17 protein-coding genes and 1 pseudogene are annotated in these 21,739 nt (G+C 64.7%); 10 read left to right on the top strand and 8 right to left on the bottom strand.

Translation table 11 applies throughout. The annotated features are described in order from the left end of the window. The 4 genes and pseudogenes from B5D37_RS14755 to B5D37_RS14130 form a co-directional block, all read left to right on the top strand. Positions 1-100: pseudogene (locus B5D37_RS14755) on the top strand (IS481 family transposase); the annotation flags it as partial. Between the two features lie 91 nt (positions 101-191). Further along, complete coding sequence (locus B5D37_RS14120; protein WP_143814350.1) at positions 192-1,295, top strand: coiled-coil domain-containing protein; 1,104 nt, start codon at positions 192-194, stop codon at positions 1,293-1,295. 13 nt (positions 1,296-1,308) lie between these two features. Further along, positions 1,309-5,097 (top strand): glycosyltransferase, encoded by a 3,789-nt coding sequence (locus B5D37_RS14125; protein WP_159447415.1) that lies wholly within the window; start codon positions 1,309-1,311, stop codon positions 5,095-5,097. An 8-nt stretch (positions 5,098-5,105) separates the two neighbouring features. Next, complete coding sequence (locus tag B5D37_RS14130; RefSeq protein ID WP_234987918.1) at positions 5,106-7,481, top strand: glycosyltransferase family 2 protein; 2,376 nt, start codon at positions 5,106-5,108, stop codon at positions 7,479-7,481. On the opposite strand, the gene B5D37_RS14135 is transcribed toward B5D37_RS14130, so the two are convergent. From B5D37_RS14135 to B5D37_RS14165, 7 genes are all read right to left on the bottom strand, one after another. After that, positions 7,414-8,013, bottom strand: a complete 600-nt coding sequence (locus B5D37_RS14135; RefSeq protein WP_078759382.1) for a class I SAM-dependent methyltransferase — start codon at positions 8,011-8,013, stop codon at positions 7,414-7,416. The two genes, B5D37_RS14130 and B5D37_RS14135, sit on opposite strands and share 68 nt — an antisense overlap. 38 nt (positions 8,014-8,051) lie before the next feature. Further along, the gene (locus B5D37_RS14140) at positions 8,052-9,065 is read right to left on the bottom strand and encodes a glycosyltransferase family 2 protein (RefSeq protein ID WP_078759383.1); all 1,014 of its coding nucleotides are present in this window, start codon (positions 9,063-9,065) and stop codon (positions 8,052-8,054) included. Then, positions 9,065-9,829 (bottom strand): glycosyltransferase family 2 protein, encoded by a 765-nt coding sequence (locus B5D37_RS14145; RefSeq protein WP_159447416.1) that lies wholly within the window; start codon positions 9,827-9,829, stop codon positions 9,065-9,067. Before B5D37_RS14145 ends, B5D37_RS14140 begins: the two co-directional genes overlap by 1 nt. 14 nt (positions 9,830-9,843) lie before the next feature. Then, positions 9,844-11,757, bottom strand: coding sequence for a DUF2142 domain-containing protein (locus tag B5D37_RS14150; RefSeq protein WP_159447417.1), 1,914 nt, complete (start codon positions 11,755-11,757; stop codon positions 9,844-9,846). An 81-nt stretch (positions 11,758-11,838) separates the two neighbouring features. Beyond that, positions 11,839-12,201 (bottom strand): EamA family transporter, encoded by a 363-nt coding sequence (locus B5D37_RS14155; protein WP_078759386.1) that lies wholly within the window; start codon positions 12,199-12,201, stop codon positions 11,839-11,841. Between the two features lie 69 nt (positions 12,202-12,270). Beyond that, on the bottom strand, positions 12,271-13,209 hold the full coding sequence (locus B5D37_RS14160; protein ID WP_078759387.1) for an electron transfer flavoprotein subunit alpha/FixB family protein: 939 nt from the start codon (positions 13,207-13,209) through the stop codon (positions 12,271-12,273). Beyond that, complete coding sequence (locus tag B5D37_RS14165; protein ID WP_078759388.1) at positions 13,209-13,961, bottom strand: electron transfer flavoprotein subunit beta/FixA family protein; 753 nt, start codon at positions 13,959-13,961, stop codon at positions 13,209-13,211. Before B5D37_RS14165 ends, B5D37_RS14160 begins: the two co-directional genes overlap by 1 nt. Before the next feature lie 131 nt (positions 13,962-14,092). Here B5D37_RS14165 and B5D37_RS14170 point away from each other — a divergent pair, with 131 nt between their 5' ends. The 6 genes from B5D37_RS14170 to cysN all read left to right on the top strand — a co-directional run bounded on the left by B5D37_RS14170 (position 14,093) and on the right by cysN (position 21,391). Continuing rightward, a complete protein-coding gene (locus B5D37_RS14170; RefSeq protein WP_078759389.1) occupies positions 14,093-15,505 on the top strand; it encodes a mannose-1-phosphate guanylyltransferase/mannose-6-phosphate isomerase in 1,413 nt (470 codons plus the stop codon). A gap of 94 nt (positions 15,506-15,599) precedes the next feature. After that, positions 15,600-16,343, top strand: coding sequence for a CoA transferase subunit A (locus tag B5D37_RS14175; RefSeq protein WP_078759390.1), 744 nt, complete (start codon positions 15,600-15,602; stop codon positions 16,341-16,343). Next, a complete protein-coding gene (locus tag B5D37_RS14180; protein ID WP_078759391.1) occupies positions 16,343-16,969 on the top strand; it encodes a CoA transferase subunit B in 627 nt (208 codons plus the stop codon). Before B5D37_RS14175 ends, B5D37_RS14180 begins: the two co-directional genes overlap by 1 nt. Positions 16,970-17,016: 47 nt before the next feature. Beyond that, positions 17,017-18,363, top strand: coding sequence for a UDP-glucose dehydrogenase family protein (locus tag B5D37_RS14185; protein ID WP_078759392.1), 1,347 nt, complete (start codon positions 17,017-17,019; stop codon positions 18,361-18,363). 224 nt (positions 18,364-18,587) lie between these two features. Next, entirely contained in the window at positions 18,588-19,496 is a 909-nt protein-coding gene (cysD, locus tag B5D37_RS14190) for a sulfate adenylyltransferase subunit CysD (protein ID WP_078759393.1), read from the top strand. Beyond that, positions 19,496-21,391, top strand: coding sequence for a sulfate adenylyltransferase subunit CysN (gene cysN / locus B5D37_RS14195; protein ID WP_078759394.1), 1,896 nt, complete (start codon positions 19,496-19,498; stop codon positions 21,389-21,391). Before cysD ends, cysN begins: the two co-directional genes overlap by 1 nt. 1 nt (position 21,392) lies before the next feature. Here cysN and B5D37_RS14200 read toward each other — a convergent pair. Beyond that, positions 21,393-21,739 (bottom strand): integrase core domain-containing protein (locus B5D37_RS14200; protein ID WP_143814353.1); only part of this gene is annotated, 347 nt, incomplete at its 5' end.

The raw sequence follows: 21,739 nt of genomic DNA on the forward strand, positions 1-21,739 counted from the left end.
GCTGCACCACTACAACTGGCATCGGCTACACGCCAGTCTTGGCTACAAGCCGCCCATTACCCGCATCCCGCTGAACAACGTGCTGGGTTTACACACCTAGCCGACACGAGACCGAAGCTTTCGTTGCCCGCGATTTGTATCGGGAGCGACTGCAGCAACTGGACGTCGACCCCCGGCTGGCGGTGCACCAGGTGGAGCTGTTCGATGAAATCCGCCGCACCCGGGCGCTACCCGAGGGCTGTGGGCTTAGCGAGAAAGAGGTCGAAGTGCTTCGCCAATACGAATCGGGCCTGCCGGCCCTTGAAGCCGGGCCATCGGAAAGGGTCGCCAAGACCAAGGGTGCCGAACAATCCGTTAAGGAACTGAGCGCCTCTTTGGCTCGGGTAAACGAGGCGGTTACCCGCAGAGACCTGCGGATCAAGGAGTTGGAATGGCAGGTTGCTGCGCGGCAGCAGGACCTCGAACGGGAGGCCGCTGCCCGGCAGCAGGATCTGGCGGCGGCACGTGAGGAAGTTGAAGTCGCGAAGACGGGACTCGCTGAACTGGCGGCAATACGCGAACAGCTTCGCAATACCCAGGCCAGGTTAGCCGACCTGGAAACGGTCCGAGAGGAGCTCAGTGACGCTCGAGCTGGGCTCGAGGATCAGAAGATCGAATGTGCGACCCAAGCGATCAAAGTGGAGCGTGCGGAGGCAGCAGCTGCGAACGCAACTCGCGAGAGTATCCGCAAGACCCTCGAGATCACCCGGTTGACTCGATTGTTGGTATCCCGCGAGCGACAGCTGCAGGAACGGGGATCGGAAGCCGACGACCTCAAGCGGACCCTCAAGGGCGTCCGGCGCAAACTCGATGCAAGTGCTGCAGAGATCGCCAGGCTGCGGGTGGAGCTTGACCTTTCGGCCAAGCAGCACCGGGCACGGGTAGAGGAGCTGGACGGTCAACTCGCGCGCGTGCGAATGAGTCTGGGCTGGCGTCTGGGGGCACCCGTGCGCTGGGCAAAGCGTAGGGTCGCAGCTGCCCGCGGGGTTGGTCTTTATGGTGAAGTCCGCCTGACCCGCGAGTCGGGTCTATTCGACCCGACGTGGTACCTGGATACCTATCCGGACGTCGCGGAGTCAGGAATCGATCCGGTGGAGCACTATCTGCTGCACGGGGCCGCCGAAGGCCGGGACCCGGGGCCGGGCTTCTGCACCCGGCGCTACTTGGAGAAGTACCCGGATGTGGGCAAATCCGGAATGAACCCGTTGCTGCATTTCATCCGCCACGGACGCAGCGAAGGCCGGCTTCCCCTTTGACTCGGTAAAAATGATGAACAACATCGAGGCCGATATCCGGCTGATTGCCCGCTCCAGGTTCTTCGACCACAAGTGGTACCTGAGCCGCTACCCGGACGTTGCGTCCGCGGGCATCGATCCAGTAGAGCATTATGTCCGCTTTGGCGTGGTGATGGGCCGGGATCCTTCGCCGCGTTTCGATACCGCCCGTTACATCCAGGACAATCCCGACCTGTTGGTGCTCGGGGTGAACCCGCTGGCCCATTACATTCGTTTCCACCGTGGGGAAGCCGATCAGCGGGTGGAAGGTGTGCTTCGGAAGGCGTCGGTGCGGGGCTACCTGGATCGGGCGGACAGCCGGGGCCTGTCGGGTTGGGCTGTAAACGAAGCGGCGCCAGGAAAGCCCGTGCAACTGGCTGTCTACGTGGATGACGAACACTTCGTCGATCTCGTTACCAGCCGTGAGCGGCCGGACCTCACCAAGCTCGATGTCGACGGCAGCGTCGCCGGCTTTGAATATGCATGTACCGGTGCCCCGTTTCCGCACGGAGCGGTGATCGATGTGCGGGTAAAGGGTATCGGGGCCTCCCTCAGCCGCAGCCCGAGGGTTGTCGCCGAAGGTGGCGGCGGCGAGGCCGTGGCGAGTTCCCGCTACTTTGATGCCTGGATGGAAGGCAGGGTGCGCGAGGTTGCGGTCGTGATCCCTGTGTTCAACGCATACGACGCAGTTCGTGACTGCCTTCGCTCCGTTGCACAGGTCACCTCGAACGACGTTGCCGTAATGGTCATCAACGACTGCAGCACCGATGAGCGCATGGCGCCGATGCTGAAAGAGGCCGCGACTCGGTACGGCTTCACCTTGATAGACAATGCTGCAAACCTCGGCTACACGCGAACCGTCAACAAGGGTTTGGCGCTCAACCCGGACCGCGACGTCATCCTGCTCAACAGCGACACGATCGTGACCCGGCGTTGGGTCGAGGCGCTCCGTTTCTCCGCGTATGACTCGCCTCGCGTTGCTACAGTGACTGCGCTATCGAACAACGCCGGAGCTTTCTCCGCGCCTGCCTTCGCCGAGTACAACCCGATACCGGCGCACCTGTCGCCACAGCAAATGGCCTTGGTGGTTACGGCAGCTGGAATGGGCGAACGGATCGACGTGCCGACCGGCAATGGGTTCTGCATGTACATGCGTCGTGACGCGATCAACACGCTGGGTGCCTTCGACGAGGAAAAATACCCGCGCGGCTATGGGGAAGAAAACGACTTCTGCATGCGCGCCTACCGGGCCGGATGGCACAACCTGGTATGTGACAAGGCCTACGTCTTCCACAAGCGCTCCCAGAGCTTCCAAGGAGAGAAGGACGAGCTGGTGAAGAGCGGTGGCCGCCAGCTGGACCAGGACTATCCCGAATACCGGATGCTCATCCGCCGGTTCCGCGACGTCCAGTTCAATCGCGTTCGTAGCCGGATCCGTCGAGCGCTTGAGAGCACTCCTGCAAGCCAGGCATTGCCGGCCATCATGTTCGTGGTTTCCACCCAGACCGGAGGGACACCCCAGACTAACCTGGACCTGATGCGGGCGATATCGGATCGCTACCGCTGCAAGCTGCTGCGCTGCGACGCATCGACCCTCTACGTGTCCGACCTCATCGATGGACAACTGGTGGAGATCGAGCGGCACCCGCTTGCGCGGCCGATCGACCCGATGACACATGCGAGCGCGGAATACGACCGTCTGGTCGCTGGCATCCTGTATCGGCACAGTGTGGCGCTGCTCCATATTCGCCATATCGCCTGGCACAGCGTGAACTTGCCTGTGGTGGCCAAGGCGTTGGGACTTGCCGTGGCCTATTCCTTCCACGACTTCTACTCCATTTGCCCGTCGCTGAACCTGCTCGACGAGAACCTTGTCTTCTGCGGAGGCAAGTGCACCGCGACGCAGGGAGAGTGCACCAAGTCGCTTTGGCCGCAGGACTCGATGCCGCCGATCAAGCACGGTTACGTCAACCGGTGGCAGGAGATTTTCGCGGACTTCCTGTCGTCCTGCGACGCGTACGTCACCACGGCGCCGTCCGCCGCGAGCACCATCGTCGCGACCTTTCCCGAACTGGAAGGCAAGATCAACGTGATTCCCCATGGCCGCGACTTTCCCGGGGCAATGCAATGCGCATCCGGGGTCGAAGGACAGGAAAAGATCCGGATTCTGGTACCCGGGAACATCGGTGCTTCCAAGGGCAGCGAGTTGATCCGGCAGATCATGCAGCTATATGGTTCGGAACGGTTCGAGTTCCACTTCCTTGGCGTGACCGGCGGAATTCTGCGCGACGTCGGAATCCATCACGGGCACTACGACCGCGCTTCATTCGGCGACAAGGTGCGCCAGATCCGACCCGCCTTCGGCGTGGTCCTGTCCGTATGGGCGGAGACTTACTGCCATACCCTCACCGAGATGTGGGCATGTGGGGTCCCGGTGCTTGGGATCGACTTGGGCGCTGTAGGCGACCGCATCCGTGCCTCCGGGGCCGGCTGGCTGGTCCCTCCGGGTTCGTCCCCGCAGGAGGTGCTGGCCAGTTTCGTGCAGATTGCCGAGGATTCGCCGGGCTATCGCGAGCGGCTGGAGCGCGTGCGGGATTGGCAGGTTGGAGAGGCCCGCTGGAACGATACCCGGACAATGTCCGAACGCTACGTCATCCTTTATCGGTCGCTGCTGGATCAGCGCACAGCGCCAGTGAAACGACTGGGCCTGCTCTATCGGCAGAAGCCGTACGTGCCCGCGACTGCGTACATCCGGGTCATCGCTCCCTGGCATGAAGCTCTTGAGGAACTGCCGGTGCAGAGCCGGCCGGTAGATGCAGACTGGCTGCTGGCGGGCGGGGTCGACACGTTGCATGGGCTGGTAATCCAGCGGAACGCAATCGCTCATGCGAAGGTTCCCGCAGTCCTTGAGATGCTGCGTGTGAAGGGGCTGCCCTACATCTACGAGATCGACGACCTGCTCTGGGAGCTGCCCCCCGACCATCGGGACTACGAGGCGTACAAGGCCGACTCCATTGCCATCAGCACGCTCATAGCCCAGGCTGCTGTCGTCACCACTTCGACACCGGCCTTGGCCGAACGCATCGCCACGATCAATCCCGCGGTGGTGGTGATTCCCAACGCACTCAGCCCATCGATCTGGCAAGAGCCAATCCCGCAGGAGGAACAGACACTTGTTCTCGCGCGCCACGGTCTCGACCAGCCCGGGCCCCGCATCCTCTACATGGGAACGGCTTCACACGAGCCCGACCTGGAGATGGTCTGGCCGGCGCTGGAAGAGTTCCTGCGGGAGCGACCGGATGTGGAACTGGTGCAGATCGGCGGAGGACGGCGGTTACCCGACGCGCATTTCATTGCCGTGCCAGTCGAACATTCGTCCTACCCACAGTTCGTCCGCTGGTTCCGCACCATCAGCTCGGCAGCCACGATGGCCATCGCGCCATTGCAGGCATCTCACTTCAATTCGATGAAGTCGGACATCAAATCGCTGGACTATGGACTCGCTGGCTTGCCGACCGTGTTCAGTGACGTTGTGCCTTACCGCGGACGGGTCGCCCACGGCGTCCATGGCCTGCTGGTGGAGAACAACACGTCCAGCTGGTTGTCGGGGATACGGCGGATGATGGGTGATCCGGAGCTGCGCGCCATGATCCGCGACGGCGCCGCAGCCAGGGCTGGAGCGGCGAGTGTGGCGAATTCCCTGTCCGTGATTCGGAGCGTGCTCTCCGATGTCTACGGTTGGTCGCTCACGGATAGCGGCCCGGTTCTGCCGGAAGAGATTTGAAGGACGTCATGGCGAGCATTTCGTCCGGCGTCGCTTCGTCCTGTCCAGACTGGTGCATCGTGCCGGCCATTGGTGGTCGCGGGGTTCCGGTCGCGATGTTGCCCGACCGGGACCTTCGCCTGATGCAGTCGGGTGCGATGTCGCTTTGGCGGTCCGTTGGCGAAAATGCGGGCTTCAGCCTTCAGGGGCCGGTATTCGAGGGTGGACTTGCAGCCGGCTGGTACGAGCTGGAAGGGTCGCTTGAGCACGACGGCAAGGGCAGCATGTCGCCGTGCCTCTACCCGTCGTATGTGCAGGGCGCGGACGGAGATGCACAGCTCCCGCTGCCGGACCCGAGCAGCGAGGGCCGCATCCGGATGCTGCTGCTCTTCAAGTACGACGTGGCCGCATTGCGCTTCCACCCCGGTATTGGAAGCGATGTGTTCCGGATCGGCGGGTTCCGGATGCGTCGATTGTCGCGCGTGCGGGCGTTGCGAATGATGCTCGGCGGGGGCCAGCCGGCGTTACGTTCCGCCCTGGGTTTCCTGGCGCGCGCGGCCCGCGAAGGCGTATCCCGTGCTACGGACGTTACCTATCGCGACTACCAGCGGCGCGTGCTGCCGCCGGGTCTGGACGACTACGCCAGCTGGGCCGTGCGTTTCGATACGCTGGGGGTTGCCGAAATGACCCGGCTGCGCGAGCATGCCGCGCTTCTTGGCGCCGATGCGCCGGTGATCTCGATCCTGGTGCCGCTTTACCAGACGGAGGAGAACTGGCTGCGGCGTTGCGTTGAGAGCGTCCTTGCCCAGATCTATCCGCACTGGGAGCTGTGCCTGGTGGACGATGCTTCGCCCGATGCACGGGTCGCGGAGGTTGCCCGTGAATACGCTCTCGCCGACGATCGGATCCGCTTCACCCGGCGTAGTGCCAACGGCCACATATCCGAAGCATCCAACTCCGCGCTGGAAATGGCCCGCGGTGCCTATGTTGCGCTGCTGGACCACGATGATGAACTGCGGCCGCACGCGCTGCTCGAGGTGGCCGCGGCGCTCATGGCATCGCCCGATGCCGGGCTGGTCTACTCGGACGAAGACAAGATCGACGAAGCGGGCCGGCGGTTCGACCCCTACTTCAAACCGGACTGGGACCCCGAGCTGCTGCGCAGCCAGAACTACGCGTGCCACTTCACCACCATCCGGACCACATTGGTACGGGGGGTCGGCGGCTTCCGCAAGGGCTTCGAAGGCAGCCAGGACCATGACCTGATCCTACGCTGCACGGAAGGCTTGCGGCCGGATCAGGTGCTCCATATCCCCAAGGTCCTCTACCACTGGCGTGCCATCCCCGGATCCACTGCGTTGACGCGGGACGCCAAGGACTATGCTTCTTCGGCCGGCGCCCGCGCCGTGAGCGAGCATCTCGAACGCTGCCATCCGCGCGCGCGGGTCGAGGAGCTCTCGCATGGGCACTATCGCGTGCGCTGGCCGCTGCCGGAGCCCGCGCCGAAGGTCAGTCTGGTGATCCCCACGCGTGACAAGCCAGAGCTGCTACGCGTGTGCGTGGAGAGCCTGCTTGAGCGCACCGAATACCCCGATTTCGAGCTGGTGGTTGTCGACAACCAATCGTCCGATCCTGGCGCCGTGGACTACCTGCGCCGGTTACAGGACCGTCCGGGCGTGCGTGTGCTTCGCTACGATGCGCCGTTCAACTACTCGGCACTCAATAACTGGGCGGTCCGTCAATGCGACGCGGATGTCATCGGCCTGGTCAACAACGACATCGAGGTAATCGGGCCGGACTGGCTGCGCGAGATGGCCAGCCAAGCGGTCCGATCGGAGGTCGGCGCCGTCGGGGCGATGCTCTACTACCCGAATGACACCATCCAGCATGCGGGCGTGGTGTTGGGCGTCCATGGCGTCGCGGCACATGCCTATGGCGGGATGCCGCGCGGTTATCCCGGGCATGGAGGCCGCGCTCGCGTGGCGCAATCGGTCTCGGCGGTGACCGGCGCGTGTCTGCTAGTGCGACGCGAGCTGTATGACCAAGTGGGCGGATTAGATGAGCGGCTGGCAGTGGCGTTCAACGACGTGGATTTTTGCCTGCGGCTGCGGGACGCTGGATACCGAAACATCTGGACCCCCTTCGCAGAGCTGTACCACCACGAATCGGCCTCGCGCGGCAGCGAGGACACGGAAGCGAAGAAGAAGCGCTTCATGGGCGAAGTCGAATTCATGATGCAGCGATGGGGGCCACTGCTCACCACTGATCCTGCCTACAACCCGAACCTCTCGTTGCGGAGCCTGTCGTGCGCCTTGGCCACACCCCCGCGCATCGGGTTCAAGGATGCTCGAACACCATCTGCAACTCGTGATGGGGAAACCAGTCTCCGACCCTCCGCAGGTTGAGGGGGAAGTACGCTGCGTGGATGCTCCGGAAGCCGGTTTCGGTCGGAATCCGCTCCGTCGACAGCAGCCCGAGGTCGACGAAGGTCCGGTGGGTATGGTCGATCCTGAAACCCGCCCTGCCTGGAACAATCACCAGCACCCGCCGTATACCGCGGGCGCGCCCCGAGCGAAGCAACTTGAGCAGTACCTCCAAGGGCTCCTCCAGGTGTTCGAGCACATGGCTGATCACCATTGACTCGAAGCGCCGCCCGGGCTCCAAGGCCGTCAGCGCCCAGTCGTCCGCAAAGCCGTCATACCAGATGACCGGCAGGCCCTCGTGATGGCAGTGGCTCACAGTGGCCTGGTTGTACTCAAGGCCCATCGAGCCGGAAGGGAGGCGCCGGAGGAGCTCGCCGACCCCACATCCGAAGTCGAGGGTCGCACCCCTGGTCCAACTCGCCGCTTTCTCCAGATAGAGCTGCCGCACCCGCTTTCTGATGCGTCCGCGGTTGACCTGGTAACTGGTGTACGAAGAGTCGTACTGGTCGTTCATGAAAACGGCCTCGTCATGCGGCTATGTGCGGACGCGCTTCACGGCGGCGGGAGTTTGGGATGCACCACGCGCTGGGGGACGGACGCGATGTCGTAGGCGATGAAGCCCAATAGGAGCTGGATGCCCAGGATAGTGGGAAGTGCGGCAAGCATCACTCCTCCGGCTGTCGCCGTCACCCCCGTGGCCGCCGATTGCACCCAGAACCCGACGCCGAAGGCCGCACCGATGCATACCAGCAGCGCGCCCAGGACCAGTTCCACCGATGCCAGCGACAGATCACGGAGGAAGTAGTTGTAGAAGACACGCTTGAGGGTGTTCCTGGCGTGCTTCAGCGCGAATTCGCCAACGATCCGGCTGATCTTGAGGCCACTGGATTCGTCGCCATAGCGGGCATCCATCGGAACATCGATGACGACCGCACGCAGGGTGTTCAAGCGGAACAGCAAGTCGGTTTCGAAGAAGTATCGGTTGCTGATCTTGTGGAAGGGCAGCCGCGCGGCCACGTTGGCATGCACCGCGGTATAACCGTTGGTAGGGTCGAAGATGTCCCAGTAGCCCGACGATATCTTCGTCAGGAAGGAGAGGATGGAGTTCCCGAAGATGCGCACGGCGGGCATCTGTCCGATCTCCGCTAGGTCGTAGAAGCGGTTGCCCTTGGTGTAGTCGGCCTCGCCACGGACAATGGGCGCCACCAGGCGGGGCAGCATGGCTGGGTCCATCTGGCCGTCGCCATCCATCTTGACGATGATGTCGAATCCTTCGGCAACGGCGCGGGCATAGCCGGCCATCACCGCGCCTCCGACGCCCAGATTGGTGCTGTTGAACAGTACGCTGACGCGGGGGTCCCTGCATTCAGCGCGCACCAGCTCGCCGGATCCGTCAGGGCAGCGGTCGTCAATCACATAGATGCCGGACACCAGCGGCGGAAGGGCATCGATCATCTGGAGGATGTGTCGGCGCACGCGGTGGCACGGGACCACCACGGCGATGCGCACCGCGGCGGCCGGCCGAAGTGGGGCGACGGGAGCCGGGGCGGGTTCGGGATCTTTCATCAGGCGCCGCCTTCCGTGTAGGACATCGAGTACGCGCGTGCCAGCAGCCGCGCCAGCGGTCGGGGCCACAACGACTGGAACATCCGGAGGTCTTCGTCGGCCCGGACGCCGGCCCGGATGCCTGCCGTGGTTTCGCTTTCGTCGTGGATGCGGTGGTGCATCAAGACTTTACGCACGTAGCAGAAGCTGCCGCCTTGGTCGGCCATGCGTATCCAGGCGTCCCAGTCGAGGTCCACCTTCAGTTGCTCGTCGAACCGCAGCCGCGATGCTGTGCGGTTCAACGTCACTGCAGGGCAGGGAATCGGGCACCCGAAGCGCAGCAGCCGCTTTTTGGGACCGGTTTGACTGATCCTGGGTCTCCCGAGGAAGCCGAACTCGAGCAACACCTTCTTTATCCGCAGCATCGGCGTGATCCGCAGCTGGCCGTCATAGAGCTCGGCATAGTCGGTGAAGACGAGGCTGGCAGTCGGGCTCGAGGCAATCGCCGCCGCAACCTCAGCGGCGAAGTCCGGCAGGTAGATATCGTCCTGGTGGGCTACGGTCACCCAATCGGTTTCCGCGGCGTCCATCGCCGCGTTCCAGTCCGATCCGATGCCACGATTGGGCTCGTGCAAGACCAACCGGGCCCCGTGGGCTTCGGCGATGGCACCCAGCCCGTCGAACGGTGTGGAGGATGCGAGGATGATGGGCGAGCGCACCGACTGCGAGCGCAGCGATGCCAGGCATTCGGCGAGATGTGGAGAGCGGCCATAGGCCGGCACCACGAAGCTGTGATCCATCATATCGGATAATACCTGACAGCCACTGCCAAGAGCCCCTGCAGCAATGGCAGGGTTATCAACGGGGGAATGACCAGGATGAGCACCCACTGCAGGTTCCGGCTCGGCGGCAACGCCAGCCACGGCAGAGCGAAGGCCAGCGAGGGAATAAAATAGCGCCCCTGAAGGCCACCGATCCGGATGGCATCGATCGGCGTCCAGAACAGGTACAGCGGAATGCTGATGAGGATGACCGACCCCAGTGCAAAGGCGACCGCGAATGCGCGTCTGGTCGCCGTCGGATGGCTCGCCGACCGGTCGAGCAACAGCGAGCCCGCCAAGCAGGAAAGGACAATGGCGTATGACCAGGTGGGCAGAATGACATCCAGCCAGCCGAGCTGGCCTATCAGCGTGCGCAGCAGGCCGATACCGTGCGTGCCGCTATATGCGGTGTAGAACAGTCGGGCGACGTGTGTGGGATCCTCGACTACCTGCGTCAGGTTGAATGAAGGATCCACCCCGGCCAGTGGAACAGCGGCTTCGCCCGCGCCTAATACCCATACCGCGTGTGCAACGGCAGGCACGACCAGATACGCGATTAGCGCCGGCCAGAAGCGGGAGTAGTCGCGCATGAACGCGGGGCGCAGCAACAGGATGCTACACAACAGCCAAGCGCCGCCGGGCTTCGAAAACGTCAGCAGAACGACGAGCGCCATCAGTGCGGGGGCGGCGCGGCGTGACGATATGCGATTCTCGGCAATGCCACAGGTCAGCCCGAGCCACGCGAAGCAAAGCCCGAAATAGATCGCATCGGCCGATAGCGAGGCCATCTGGTACACCGACATCGGCATCAGGGCGATCACGAACAATGGCCACCGTGCGCGCTGCGAGCACCACATGCCCAGTGCGGTCAAGAGGGCCGCGATCAGCAGGTTGCCCAACCGGGACGACCAGAGGAAGGCGCCGAAGGGTGCCTCGGTGGCACAGGAGGAAGCGTACGCGATCGCGGCGGGCGCGTAGAGATGGGGGCCGTAGCTGTCGGCGCCGGAAGGCAGGTTCGACGTAGTCGGTTCGCAGAGCGCCGGTTGACCGGTCCTGGCGAAGAGCTGGGACAGGTCGAACCGCTTCGTCGGGCTGCGGAATCCGTTGAACTCCCCGTACATGTGGTAGAGGTTCGGGAACTCCCTGTTCCCCGTGCTGCCCATGAGGACTCCGTGCGATACCTTGACCGCTTTGGTCGCGTGGGCCAACTCATCCGGGACGGCGCCCGGAGGAGTCACTAGCAGGTAGCCGATGCCTAGGAGGAGCGCCATGGCCAAGTAGATGGCGGGCAATCTCGTATTGAGATCCATGGCCAGCTGCTTTGCTGCTGCCGGGCTCCCTGCTGGGCGCCAGGCGCGGAACACGATGAGCACGCCGACAGCGAGCACCGTGAGCCCGGCGATCAAGCCCATGATCCGTCCAGGGCGCGCTCCGCCTTCACCGGCGGCGGGCGGCGCGGCAAGTACCACGTACGGGTCGGTTGCGCCCGACTCGGGCGATATTACGAGGCAACCGTCACCATCGATGGCGTGGTTGGCCTGCTTCGCGCGGATGATCGCGCGCTGGTGGAGCAGGCTGGTGGCGCCCGAGCCTGTTCCCGCAATCAGCGTGCAGGCGCGGACCGACTCCGCCGAACCCGCATCGATCCGTATGAATCGGGTGGTGGAGGAGGGCAACCGAAGTCGAGCTTCTGCGGCGCCCGTCGATGAGACGGTGACGAAGAGTGAGTCGCGCTCGGAGAAGGTGGTGGATCCGGAGTGGAAGATTTGGTGCCGGACGTCCGGTGCGCCCGTCAGGCTCACCTCCAGGTGAGTGAAGTCGCCCCCACGCGGCAGGTTAAGCCATGCCCATGCCGCGACGGCTCCGATCCATGCGACGATGAAAGCCAGCAATACCAGCCTGTACGTGCCACGGCAGGGGTGGTTTGGGCTCCGGCCGACCGAGTGAAGGCCCCCGGCTGCGGGCGCATCCATTCAGGCCGCTTTTCCAAGCATGGAGATCATCAGCACTCCCACCGAAACCAGGACGATACCCATCCATTGGAGGGGCGCGAGCCGTTCGCCGTAGAAATACCAACTGGCCAGCGCGACCAAGATGTAGAAGAACGCCCCGGAAATGGCGAAGGCCACACCCAGTTTCACCCGGCTTACGACCACCACCCACACTGTGAACCCGATGCCCTGGATCAGGATGGCGCCGATCACACCGGGGGACGTCATCGCCGCAAGCAGCCAATCCACCCCCGAAGGCACGCTCTCGCGGCCGGCGATGCGGTTGACCGAGTACTTCACCAGCAACTGGCTCCCGAGCGTGCAGCAGGTCACGAACACGATCATTAGCAATTCGCGAAGCATAGGTGTCCGGGGTAGATGCGCTGCGGGAGGGGCGACAGGATACCCGTCGTGTCAGAGCGCCGCGCCCAACTCCGGCAACACCTTGAACAGGTCGCCTACGAGCCCATAATCGGCAATCTCGAAGATCGCCGAATCCGCATCCTTGTTGATCGCGACAATGGTGCCCGCATCCTTGATGCCGGTGAGGTGCTGGATTGCCCCGCTGATGCCGATGGCGATGTACAGCTCCGGCGCGATGATCTTGCCGGTCTGGCCGACCTGCATCTCGTTGGGCACGTAGCCAGCGTCGACCGCGGCGCGGGAAGCGCCCACGGCCGCGCCGATCTTGTCGGCGAAGTCGTAGATGATCTTGAAGTTCTCTTCCGAGCCCACGCCGCGGCCGCCGGACACCACCCGTTTGGCGCTCTGCAGGTCGGGACGGTCGGATTCACCGGCGGCCAGGCCGATGAAGCGGGTGTGGGTTGGCAGCTCCGCCTGCACCTCGGCCGCTTCGATCGCAGCGCTGCCACCCGTGCCGGCTTCGGACCACGAGGCGGTACGCACGGTTGCCACCACCACCTGGTCGGCCGGGGCCTCCACGGTGATGATCGCGTTGCCGGCGTAGATCGGCCGCTTGAAGGTGTGGCTGGATTCCACCGCCATCACGTCGGTCACCTGCGGGGCGTCGAGCAGGGCGGCCACGCAGGGCATCAGGTCCTTGCCGAAGGTGGTGGAAGGGCCGAACACATGGCTGTAGCCCTCGGAGAGCTTGGCCACCTGCGGTGCCAGCACTTGGGCAATGGCTTGGGCATTGGCCGGGTTGGAGACGGTCAGCACCTTCGCCACGCCGTCCAGCTGTGCGGCCTCGGCGGCGACGGCGGCCGGGTCGGCGGCCAGCACCACGACATCGATGGATTCCGGCGAGAGTGCCTTGGCGGCGGTCACGCACTTGGCGGTGGACGCGTTGAGCTTGCCGTCCAGGTGTTCGGCGACGATCAGTACCTTGCTCATCACAGCAGCCCCTTTGACTTGAGTGCGGCGACCAGTTCGGCCGCGTCCTTGACCATCACGCCCTTGCTGCGCTTGGGCGGCGGCGCGAATCCGGTGGTCTTCAGCCCCTGGCCCGGCTCGACCCCGAGATCGGCGAAGGGGAGCGACTCCATTGGCTTGCTCTTGGCCTTCATGATGTCCGGCAGCTTGATGAAGCGCGGCTCGTTCAGGCGCAGGTCGGTGGTGACCACCGCCGGCAGATCGACCTCGAGCGTCTCCAGCCCGGCATCGACCTCACGGGTCACGGTGGCCTTGCCGTCGGCGATCTCAAGCTTGGAGGCGAACGTCGCCTGCGGGCGGCCCCAGATGGTGGCCAGCATCTGGCCGGTCTGGCTGGCGTCGTCGTCGATCGCCTGCTTGCCGAGGATCACCAGGTCCGGCTGTTCCTTCTCGATCAGCTTCAGGAAGGTGCGCGCCGCGGTGAGCGGCGGGATCTCCTGGCCGGCGTCGGTGACCACGTGGATGGCGCGGTTGGCGCCCATTGCCAGGCCGTTGCGCAGGTGCGCCTGGGCGTCGGCCGGCGCGATCGTGGCGACCACCACCTCGGTGGCGATACCCTTGTCGCGCAGGCGCAGGGCCTCCTCGAGGGCGATTTCATCAAAGGGGTTGGCGGAGAGCTTCACGCCGTCGGTGACCACGCCGGAGCCGTCCGGCTTGACCTGGATGCGGACGTTGTAGTCCACCACGCGCTTGTATCCGACGAGGATCTTCATCGTTGCGGGGTTCCTTGGGTAGTGCGGGCCATGCAGGCCGTGGGCTGGCCATTCTAGCGGAGAGGGCGGTCCGCCGCAGGTGACGGGGCCGGTCGGCTATCCTTGGCGGCACCCCTTCTCGAGGATAGGCGATGCTGCATCCGGTGGTGCTCAGTGGTGGCAGCGGAACCCGCCTGTGGCCGTTGTCCCGGCAGAACCAGCCCAAGCAGTTCCTGGCGCTGGTGGGGGACCGTTCGCTCTACCAGGAGACCGTGCTGCGGGCCAATGCGTTGCCGGGCGTGCAACCGCCGATCACGGTGTGCAGTGACGATCACCGGTTCATGGTGGGCGAGCAGCTCCAGGCGGTGGGCGTGGCCAGCGGCGGCATCTTGCTGGAGCCGATGGCGCGCAACACTGCGCCGGCCATCGCCTTGGCCGCGCTTCAAGCGTTGCGGCTGGATCCCGAAGCCACCCTGCTGGTGATGCCGGCCGACCATCTGATCGAAGATGAAGGCGCCTTCCGCGCGGCCGTCGGTGCCGCAATGGCTTTGGGCGAGGAGGGGTGGCTGGTAACCTTCGGCATCAGGCCCGAATATCCGGAGACGGGCTACGGCTACATCCTGCGCGGAGATGCGCTGGGCGAGGCTGGATTCCGAATCGAGCGGTTCGTCGAGAAGCCGGACCTGGCGACTGCCGAAACCTATGTCGCCGATGGCCGCTACGCCTGGAACTCCGGGATGTTCCTGTTCCGGGCCCAGCGTTACCTCGAGGAGCTGCAGCTTCACGCACCGGGCATCGTGGAGGCGGCGCGGAAGGCATATGAGGTCGCCTCTGCCGACTTGGACTTCACCCGGGTCGACGCCGATGCGTTCTCGGCCAGCCCGAGCGAATCCATTGATTACGCGGTGATGGAGAAGACCGACCGCGCTGCGGTGGTGCCGGTCACTTGCGGCTGGAGTGACATCGGATCCTGGTCTTCGCTCTGGTCGGTCGCCGAGCGGGACGCCGACGGCAACCATCACGAAGGCGATGTCATTTCGATCGACAGCCGTGGCTCCCTGGTGCGGGCATCCGAGCGCCGGATGGTCGCAACGATCGGGGTCGAGGATCTGGTGATCATCGACACCGCCGATGCCACGCTGGTGGCGCGCAAGGACCGGGTGCAGGACGTCAAGGCAGTCGTGGACGCGTTGAAGGCCGCCGGCCGCACCGAGCACCTCTTCCACCGCAAGGTCTACCGCCCCTGGGGCAGCTACGACTCCATCGGGGTCGGCGAGCGCTTCCAGGTGAAACGCATCGTTGTGAAGCCCGGTGCCGCGCTCAGCCTTCAGAAGCACCAGAAGCGGGCGGAACACTGGGTGGTGGTGGCCGGGGTGGCTGAGGTCACTTGCGGCGATCGCGTGTTCGACCTGCAAGAGAACGAGAGCACCTACATCCCGCTGGGCAGCGTGCACCGGCTCAGGAACCGCGGCACCGAGCCGGTGGAGCTGATCGAGGTGCAGTCCGGCAGCTATCTCGGCGAAGACGACATCGTCCGGCTGGAGGACGTCTACGGCCGGAGTTGAAGGCATCCGCCCCAGGCCATTGCCCGAAGGGCCAACTTCGGCCCGCTGCCCGTGCCACGGTAGACTTGCCCGCATCCCGCACAGGAGTGATCCCATGGCCCAGGCCAGTGCCGCGCCGACCAGCGCCGGCGTGAAGAGCAAGCTCTATCCCGATGCCAAGGCGGCGCTGGAAGGCGTCGTCGCGGACAACCAGACACTCGCCGTGGGTGGCTTCGGCCTGTGCGGCATCCCGGAGGCGCTGATCGCCGCGCTGCGCGACTCGGGTGTAAAGGGGTTGACCGCCATCTCAAACAACGCTGGCGTCGACGGCTTCGGCCTCGGGCTGCTGCTGGAGACCCGCCAGATCCGCAAGATGGTGTCGTCCTACGTGGGCGAGAACAAGGAGTTCGAGCGCCAGTACCTGGGCGGCGAACTGGAGCTGGAGTTCAACCCGCAGGGCACCCTGGCCGAGCGCCTGCGCGCCGGGGGCGCAGGCATCCCCGCATTCTTCACCGCCACCGGCTACGGCACCGTGGTGGCCGAAGGCAAGGAGACGCGCGAGTTCGACGGCAAGCATTACGTGCTGGAGACGGCCCTGCACGCGGATGTCGCGCTGGTGAAAGCGTGGAAGGCGGACAAGGCCGGCAACCTGGTGTTCCGCAAGACCGCGCGCAACTTCAACCCGGCCTGTGCCATGGCCGGCAAGGTCTGCATCGTCGAGGCGGAGGAGATCGTCGAGGTCGGCACCATCGACCCCGACCACGTGCACCTGCCGGGCATCTACGTCGACCGCATCGTGCACAACCCGACCCCCGATAAGCGTATCGAGCAGCGCACCGTGCGCGAAGGAGGCAAGTGATGGCCTGGAACCGCGACCAGATGGCGCAGCGCGCCGCGCAGGAACTGACCGACGGCGCCTACGTGAACCTCGGCATCGGCCTGCCGACGCTGGTGGCCAACCACATCCCGGACGGCGTCGATGTCTGGCTGCAATCCGAGAACGGCCTGCTGGGCATCGGCCCGTTCCCGACCGAGCAGGAGGTCGACGCCGACCTCATCAACGCCGGCAAGCAGACCGTCACCGCCCGCGCGGGCGCCAGCTATTTCGGCAGCCACGACAGCTTCGCCATGATCCGCGGTGGCCACATCGACCTGGCGATCCTGGGCGCGATGGAGGTCACCGAAAAGGGCGACCTCGCCAACTGGATGGTGCCCGGCAAGATGGTCAAGGGCATGGGCGGCGCGATGGACCTGGTCGCCGGCGTCAAGCGCGTGGTGGTGCTGATGGAGCACACCACCAAGAAGGGCGAACCGAAGATCCTTCCCGAGTGCACGTTGCCGCTGACTGGCGTCGGCGTGGTGGATCGCATCATTACCGACCTCGCGGTAATGGACGTGACGCCGGACGGATTGAAGCTGGTGGAGCTGGCGCCTGGCGTCACCGAGGACGAGCTGCGTGTGAAGACGGCTTGCAGCTTCTGCTGAGGCGGCAGGGGTAAACTTGCCGCCCCCACAGGCGGCAAGGACAGTCAATGAAAGTAGCGATCTTCGGTACCGGATACGTCGGGCTGGTAACGGGCACCTGTTTGGCAGAGATCGGCCACGACGTGACCTGTGTTGACGTGGACACGGCCAAGATCGACGGGCTGAAGCGGGGTGTGCTGCCCATCTACGAGCCGGGTCTGGAACCCCTGGTGGTGAACAACCATCGCGCCGGCCGGTTGCACTTCACCACCGATGCCGCCACCGCCATCAGCGGCAACGAGATCATCTTCATCGCCGTGGGCACTCCCCCGGACGAGGACGGCAGCGCCGACCTGAAGTACGTCGTGGAGGTAGCCAGGACCATCGGCCGCCACCTGCAGACCCCGGCCATCGTGGTGAACAAGTCCACCGTGCCTGTAGGTACGGCGGGGCTGGTGAACGACGCCATTGCCAGGGAACTGGAGGCTCGGGGCGCCTCAATCGATTTTGAAGTGGTATCCAACCCCGAGTTCCTGAAGGAGGGGGCCGCGGTCGAAGACTGCATGCATCCGGACCGGATCGTGATCGGCGCGCGAGACGAGAAGGCGGTCGAGTCACTGAAGAAGCTCTACGGTCCCTTCGTCCGCAACCATGACCGCTTCGTTGTCATGGACGTGGCTTCAGCCGAGCTGACCAAGTACGCCGCCAACGCAATGCTGGCAACCAAGATCAGTTTCATGAACGAGATCGCCAACATCGCCGAGCGCGTCGGCGCCGATGTCGAGATGGTCCGCCAGGGCATCGGGTCCGATCCGCGGATCGGTTGGCAGTTCATCTATCCGGGAGCCGGTTACGGCGGCTCCTGCTTTCCCAAGGACGTGCAGGCACTGACCCGGACGGCGCAGCAGCACGGCTACCAGCCGCAGCTTCTGAATGCCGTGGAGGAGGTCAACGAGCGCCAGAAGAGCCACCTCTTCGAATTGATCAAGCGCCACTACGGCGATTCCCTGGCCGGGAAGACCTTCGCAGTGTGGGGGCTGGCGTTCAAGCCCAACACCGATGACATGCGTGCGGCCTCCAGCCGCCGGCTGATGGAGCATCTTTGGGATGCGGGGGCGAAGGTGAAGGCCTTCGACCCGGAAGCGGCCAAGGAAGCGCGGCGCATCTATGGGAACCGGAAAGACCTGCAGGTCTGCGATGCCATGGACGACGCCTTGGAGGGCGCTGACGCGCTGGTGGTGGTGACGGAGTGGCGCCAGTTCCGCAGCCCCGACCTGAAGGCGCTGAAGGCGGCACTTGGTGACGCGGTGGTGTTCGACGGGCGCAATCTCTACAGCCCGAAGGACATGGAGGACGCGGGTTTGGCGTATTACGGGATCGGGCGCGGGCGGTCGATTGCTGCCGCAGCCAGCTAGAACGATAGGGCGTTTTTGTCCCCCAAGGGGACTTCCTGCGGGCGTAGGAGCGGCTTCAGCCGCGATTGGATGCCGCGGCGCCCGCGCCGGGTCCACGATCGCGGCTGAAGCCGCTCCTACAGAAGCCGTGGGCGGCCGGAAGGCTACCGCCGATCACTAACCGGAATGCGAATGTGCATCTTGGTTCTTATGCGAACCCTGCGGTGCAGGTATCGTGTTGCCGCATGGACCTCCCACCCCTCTCCCACCTCGACCGGCTCGAAGCCGAGAGCATCCACATCCTTCGCGAGGTGGCAGCCGGTTTCCAGTCGCCGGTGATGCTGTACTCGGTCGGCAAGGACAGTGCGGTGCTACTGCACTTGCTGACCAAGGCGTTCTACCCCGCCAAACCTCCGATCCCTTTGCTGCACGTGGACACCGGCTGGAAGTTCTCCGAGATGATCTCGTTCCGCGACCAGCGGGCACGGGAGACCGGACTCGAGTTGCGTGTGCACACGAATCCCGACGGTGTGGCGCAGGGAATCGGCCCGGTCACCCACGGTGCCAGCGTGCACACCGACGTGATGAAGACCCAGGCGCTCAAGCAGGCGCTGGACAAGGGGGGCTTCGATGCGGCGATCGGCGGCGCACGCCGTGATGAGGAGAAGTCCCGCGCCAAGGAGCGCATCTTCAGTTTCCGTAATGCGCAGCACCGCTGGGACCCCAAGAACCAGCGGCCGGAGCTGTGGAACCTCTACAACACGCGGATCCACAAAGGTGAATCGGTCCGGGTGTTCCCGATCTCCAACTGGACCGAACTGGAGGTGTGGCTCTACATCTTTCGCGAAGGAATCCCCGTCCCATCGCTCTACTTCTCCAAGCCCCGCCCTGTGGTGGAGCGCGATGGGGCGCTGATCATGGTCGATGATGATCGCCTGCCGTTGCGCGAGGGCGAGGTGCCGACAACCAAGAAGGTGCGCTTTCGCACGCTCGGCTGCTATCCGCTTACCGGTGCCGTCGAGTCCTGCGCGGAAACGCTGGAGGAGATCATCGCCGAGATGCTCGTGGCCACCACGTCAGAGCGCCAGGGACGGATGATCGACCACGATCCCGCCGCTTCAATGGAACGCAAGAAGCAGGAGGGCTACTTCTGATGGCCGTCTCGACCGATGCCCGCGCCGCGGTGGCGGATTACCTCCAGCGGCACGAGTCCAAGGGCCAACTGCGCTTCATCACCTGTGGCAGCGTCGACGACGGCAAGAGCACGTTGATCGGGCGGTTGCTGCACGATACCCGCGCGCTGCTGGACGACCAGCTCGCCGCGCTGGAAAGCGACAGCCGCCGACACGGCACGCAGGGAGCGGATATCGACTTCGCCCTTCTTGTCGATGGCTTGTCCGCCGAGCGTGAGCAGGGCATCACCATCGATGTCGCCTACCGCTTCTTCGGGACCGACAAGCGCAAGTTCATCGTGGCCGACTGCCCGGGGCACGAGCAGTACACCCGCAACATGGCGACAGGCGCGTCGACTGCGGACCTGGCCATCGTGCTGGTGGATGCGCGCAAGGGCTTGCTGACGCAGACGCGGCGTCACAGCTATATCGCATCGCTGCTCGGCATCCGTCACGTGGTGCTGGCGGTCAACAAGATGGATCTGGTCGGGTACGACCAAGGCGTCTTTGAAGCGATCGATGCCGCCTACCGGCAGCTTGCGGTGCAACTGGGCATCGACCACGTCACCAGCATCCCGCTGTCGGCGCTGAAGGGCGACAACATCCTGCAGGCGTCGGCTGCCACCCGGTGGTACCGGGGTCCGTCGCTGCTCCAGCATCTCGAGACGGTCGAAGTCGACGCCGTCCGGAACGACGCCGGATTCCGCCTGCCCGTGCAATGGGTATGCAGGCCCGACCAGAACTTCCGTGGGTTCGCCGGCACCGTGGTGTCGGCCCCGGTGGGGGTGGGCGACGAGGTCGTCGTGCTGCCGTCCGGCCAGCGCTCCTCGGTCGCCGCGATTGTTACCGCTGATGGCGACCTGGACCTCGCGCGGCCGGGCCAGGCCGTGACGCTGACGCTGGCCGACGAAGTGGATGCCAGCCGGGGCGACGTGATCGCCGCCGCGGCCGCCCCGCCGGAAGTCGCCGACCAGTTCGCCGCGCACCTGCTCTGGATGGGCGGCGAGCAGTTGCTACCCGGGCGCAGCTACTGGCTGAAGATCGGTGCCCGCACCGTCGGGGTACAGGTCACCGAAATCAAGCACAAGGTCGACGTCAACACGCAAGACGAGTTGGCCGCGAAGCACCTGTCGCTGAACGAAGTCGGCTACTGCAACCTGTACCTCGACCAGCCCATCCCCTTCGAGCCCTACGCGCGCAGCCGCGAGATGGGCGGGTTCATCCTGATCGACCGCCAGTCCAACGGCACCGTGGCCGTTGGCACGCTGGACTTCGCGCTGCGCCGGGCCGGCAACATCCATTGGCAGCACGTCGATGTCGACAAGCATGCCCGCGCCCGCATCAAGCACCAGAAGCCGCGCTGCGTCTGGTTCACCGGCCTGTCGGGTTCCGGCAAGTCGACCATCGCCAACCTGGTGGAAAAGCGACTGCTGGCCATGGGGCAACACACCTACATCCTCGATGGCGACAACGTGCGTCACGGCCTCAACAAGGACCTTGGGTTCACGGACGAGGACCGGGTGGAGAATATTCGCCGCGTCGCCGAGGTGGCCCGACTCATGGTCGATGCCGGTCTCATCGTGCTGGTGAGCTTCATCTCGCCTTTCCGCGCCGAGCGGCGGATGGCGCGGGGGATGTTCGGGGACGGCGAATTCTTGGAGGTGTTCGTGGATACCCCACTTGAGATCGCCGAAGCACGGGATCCGAAGGGGCTCTATGCGAAGGCGAGAGCGGGAATTCTCTCCAACTTTACCGGTGTCGACTCGACCTACGAGCGTCCCGAGCATCCGGAAATTGTGCTTTCGACGGTACGTATCGACGCCGAAGCACTTGCGAGGCAGGTAGTGGAATATCTGGACGGCGGCTGTGTTGCATGAACTAGTTGTGTAAACCCAGCACGTTGTTCAGCGGGATGCGGGTAATGGGCGGCTTGTAGCCAAGACTGGCGTGTAGCCGATGCCAGTTGTAGTGGTGCAGCCAGCCCGGGAGGGCGCCTGCGCGCTGTTCGGAGTTGGCATAGGAGCGTGCGTAGGCCCATTCGCGCAGGCAGGTCTGGACCAGCCGCTCGGCCTTGCCGTTGGTACGCGGGGTATAGGGGCGCGTGCGCAGGTGGCGCATGCCGAGCCGGTGGACCAGGCGGCGGAAGCTGCGCGATCTGTAGCAGGCACCGTTGTCGGTCAGGACACGCTCGAAGCGCACACCCAGGCCGCGGTAGTAGCGGGCCG

The organism is Lysobacter spongiicola DSM 21749, from assembly GCF_900167055.1.
In the GTDB taxonomy this organism is placed as follows: domain Bacteria; phylum Pseudomonadota; class Gammaproteobacteria; order Xanthomonadales; family Xanthomonadaceae; genus Novilysobacter; species Novilysobacter spongiicola.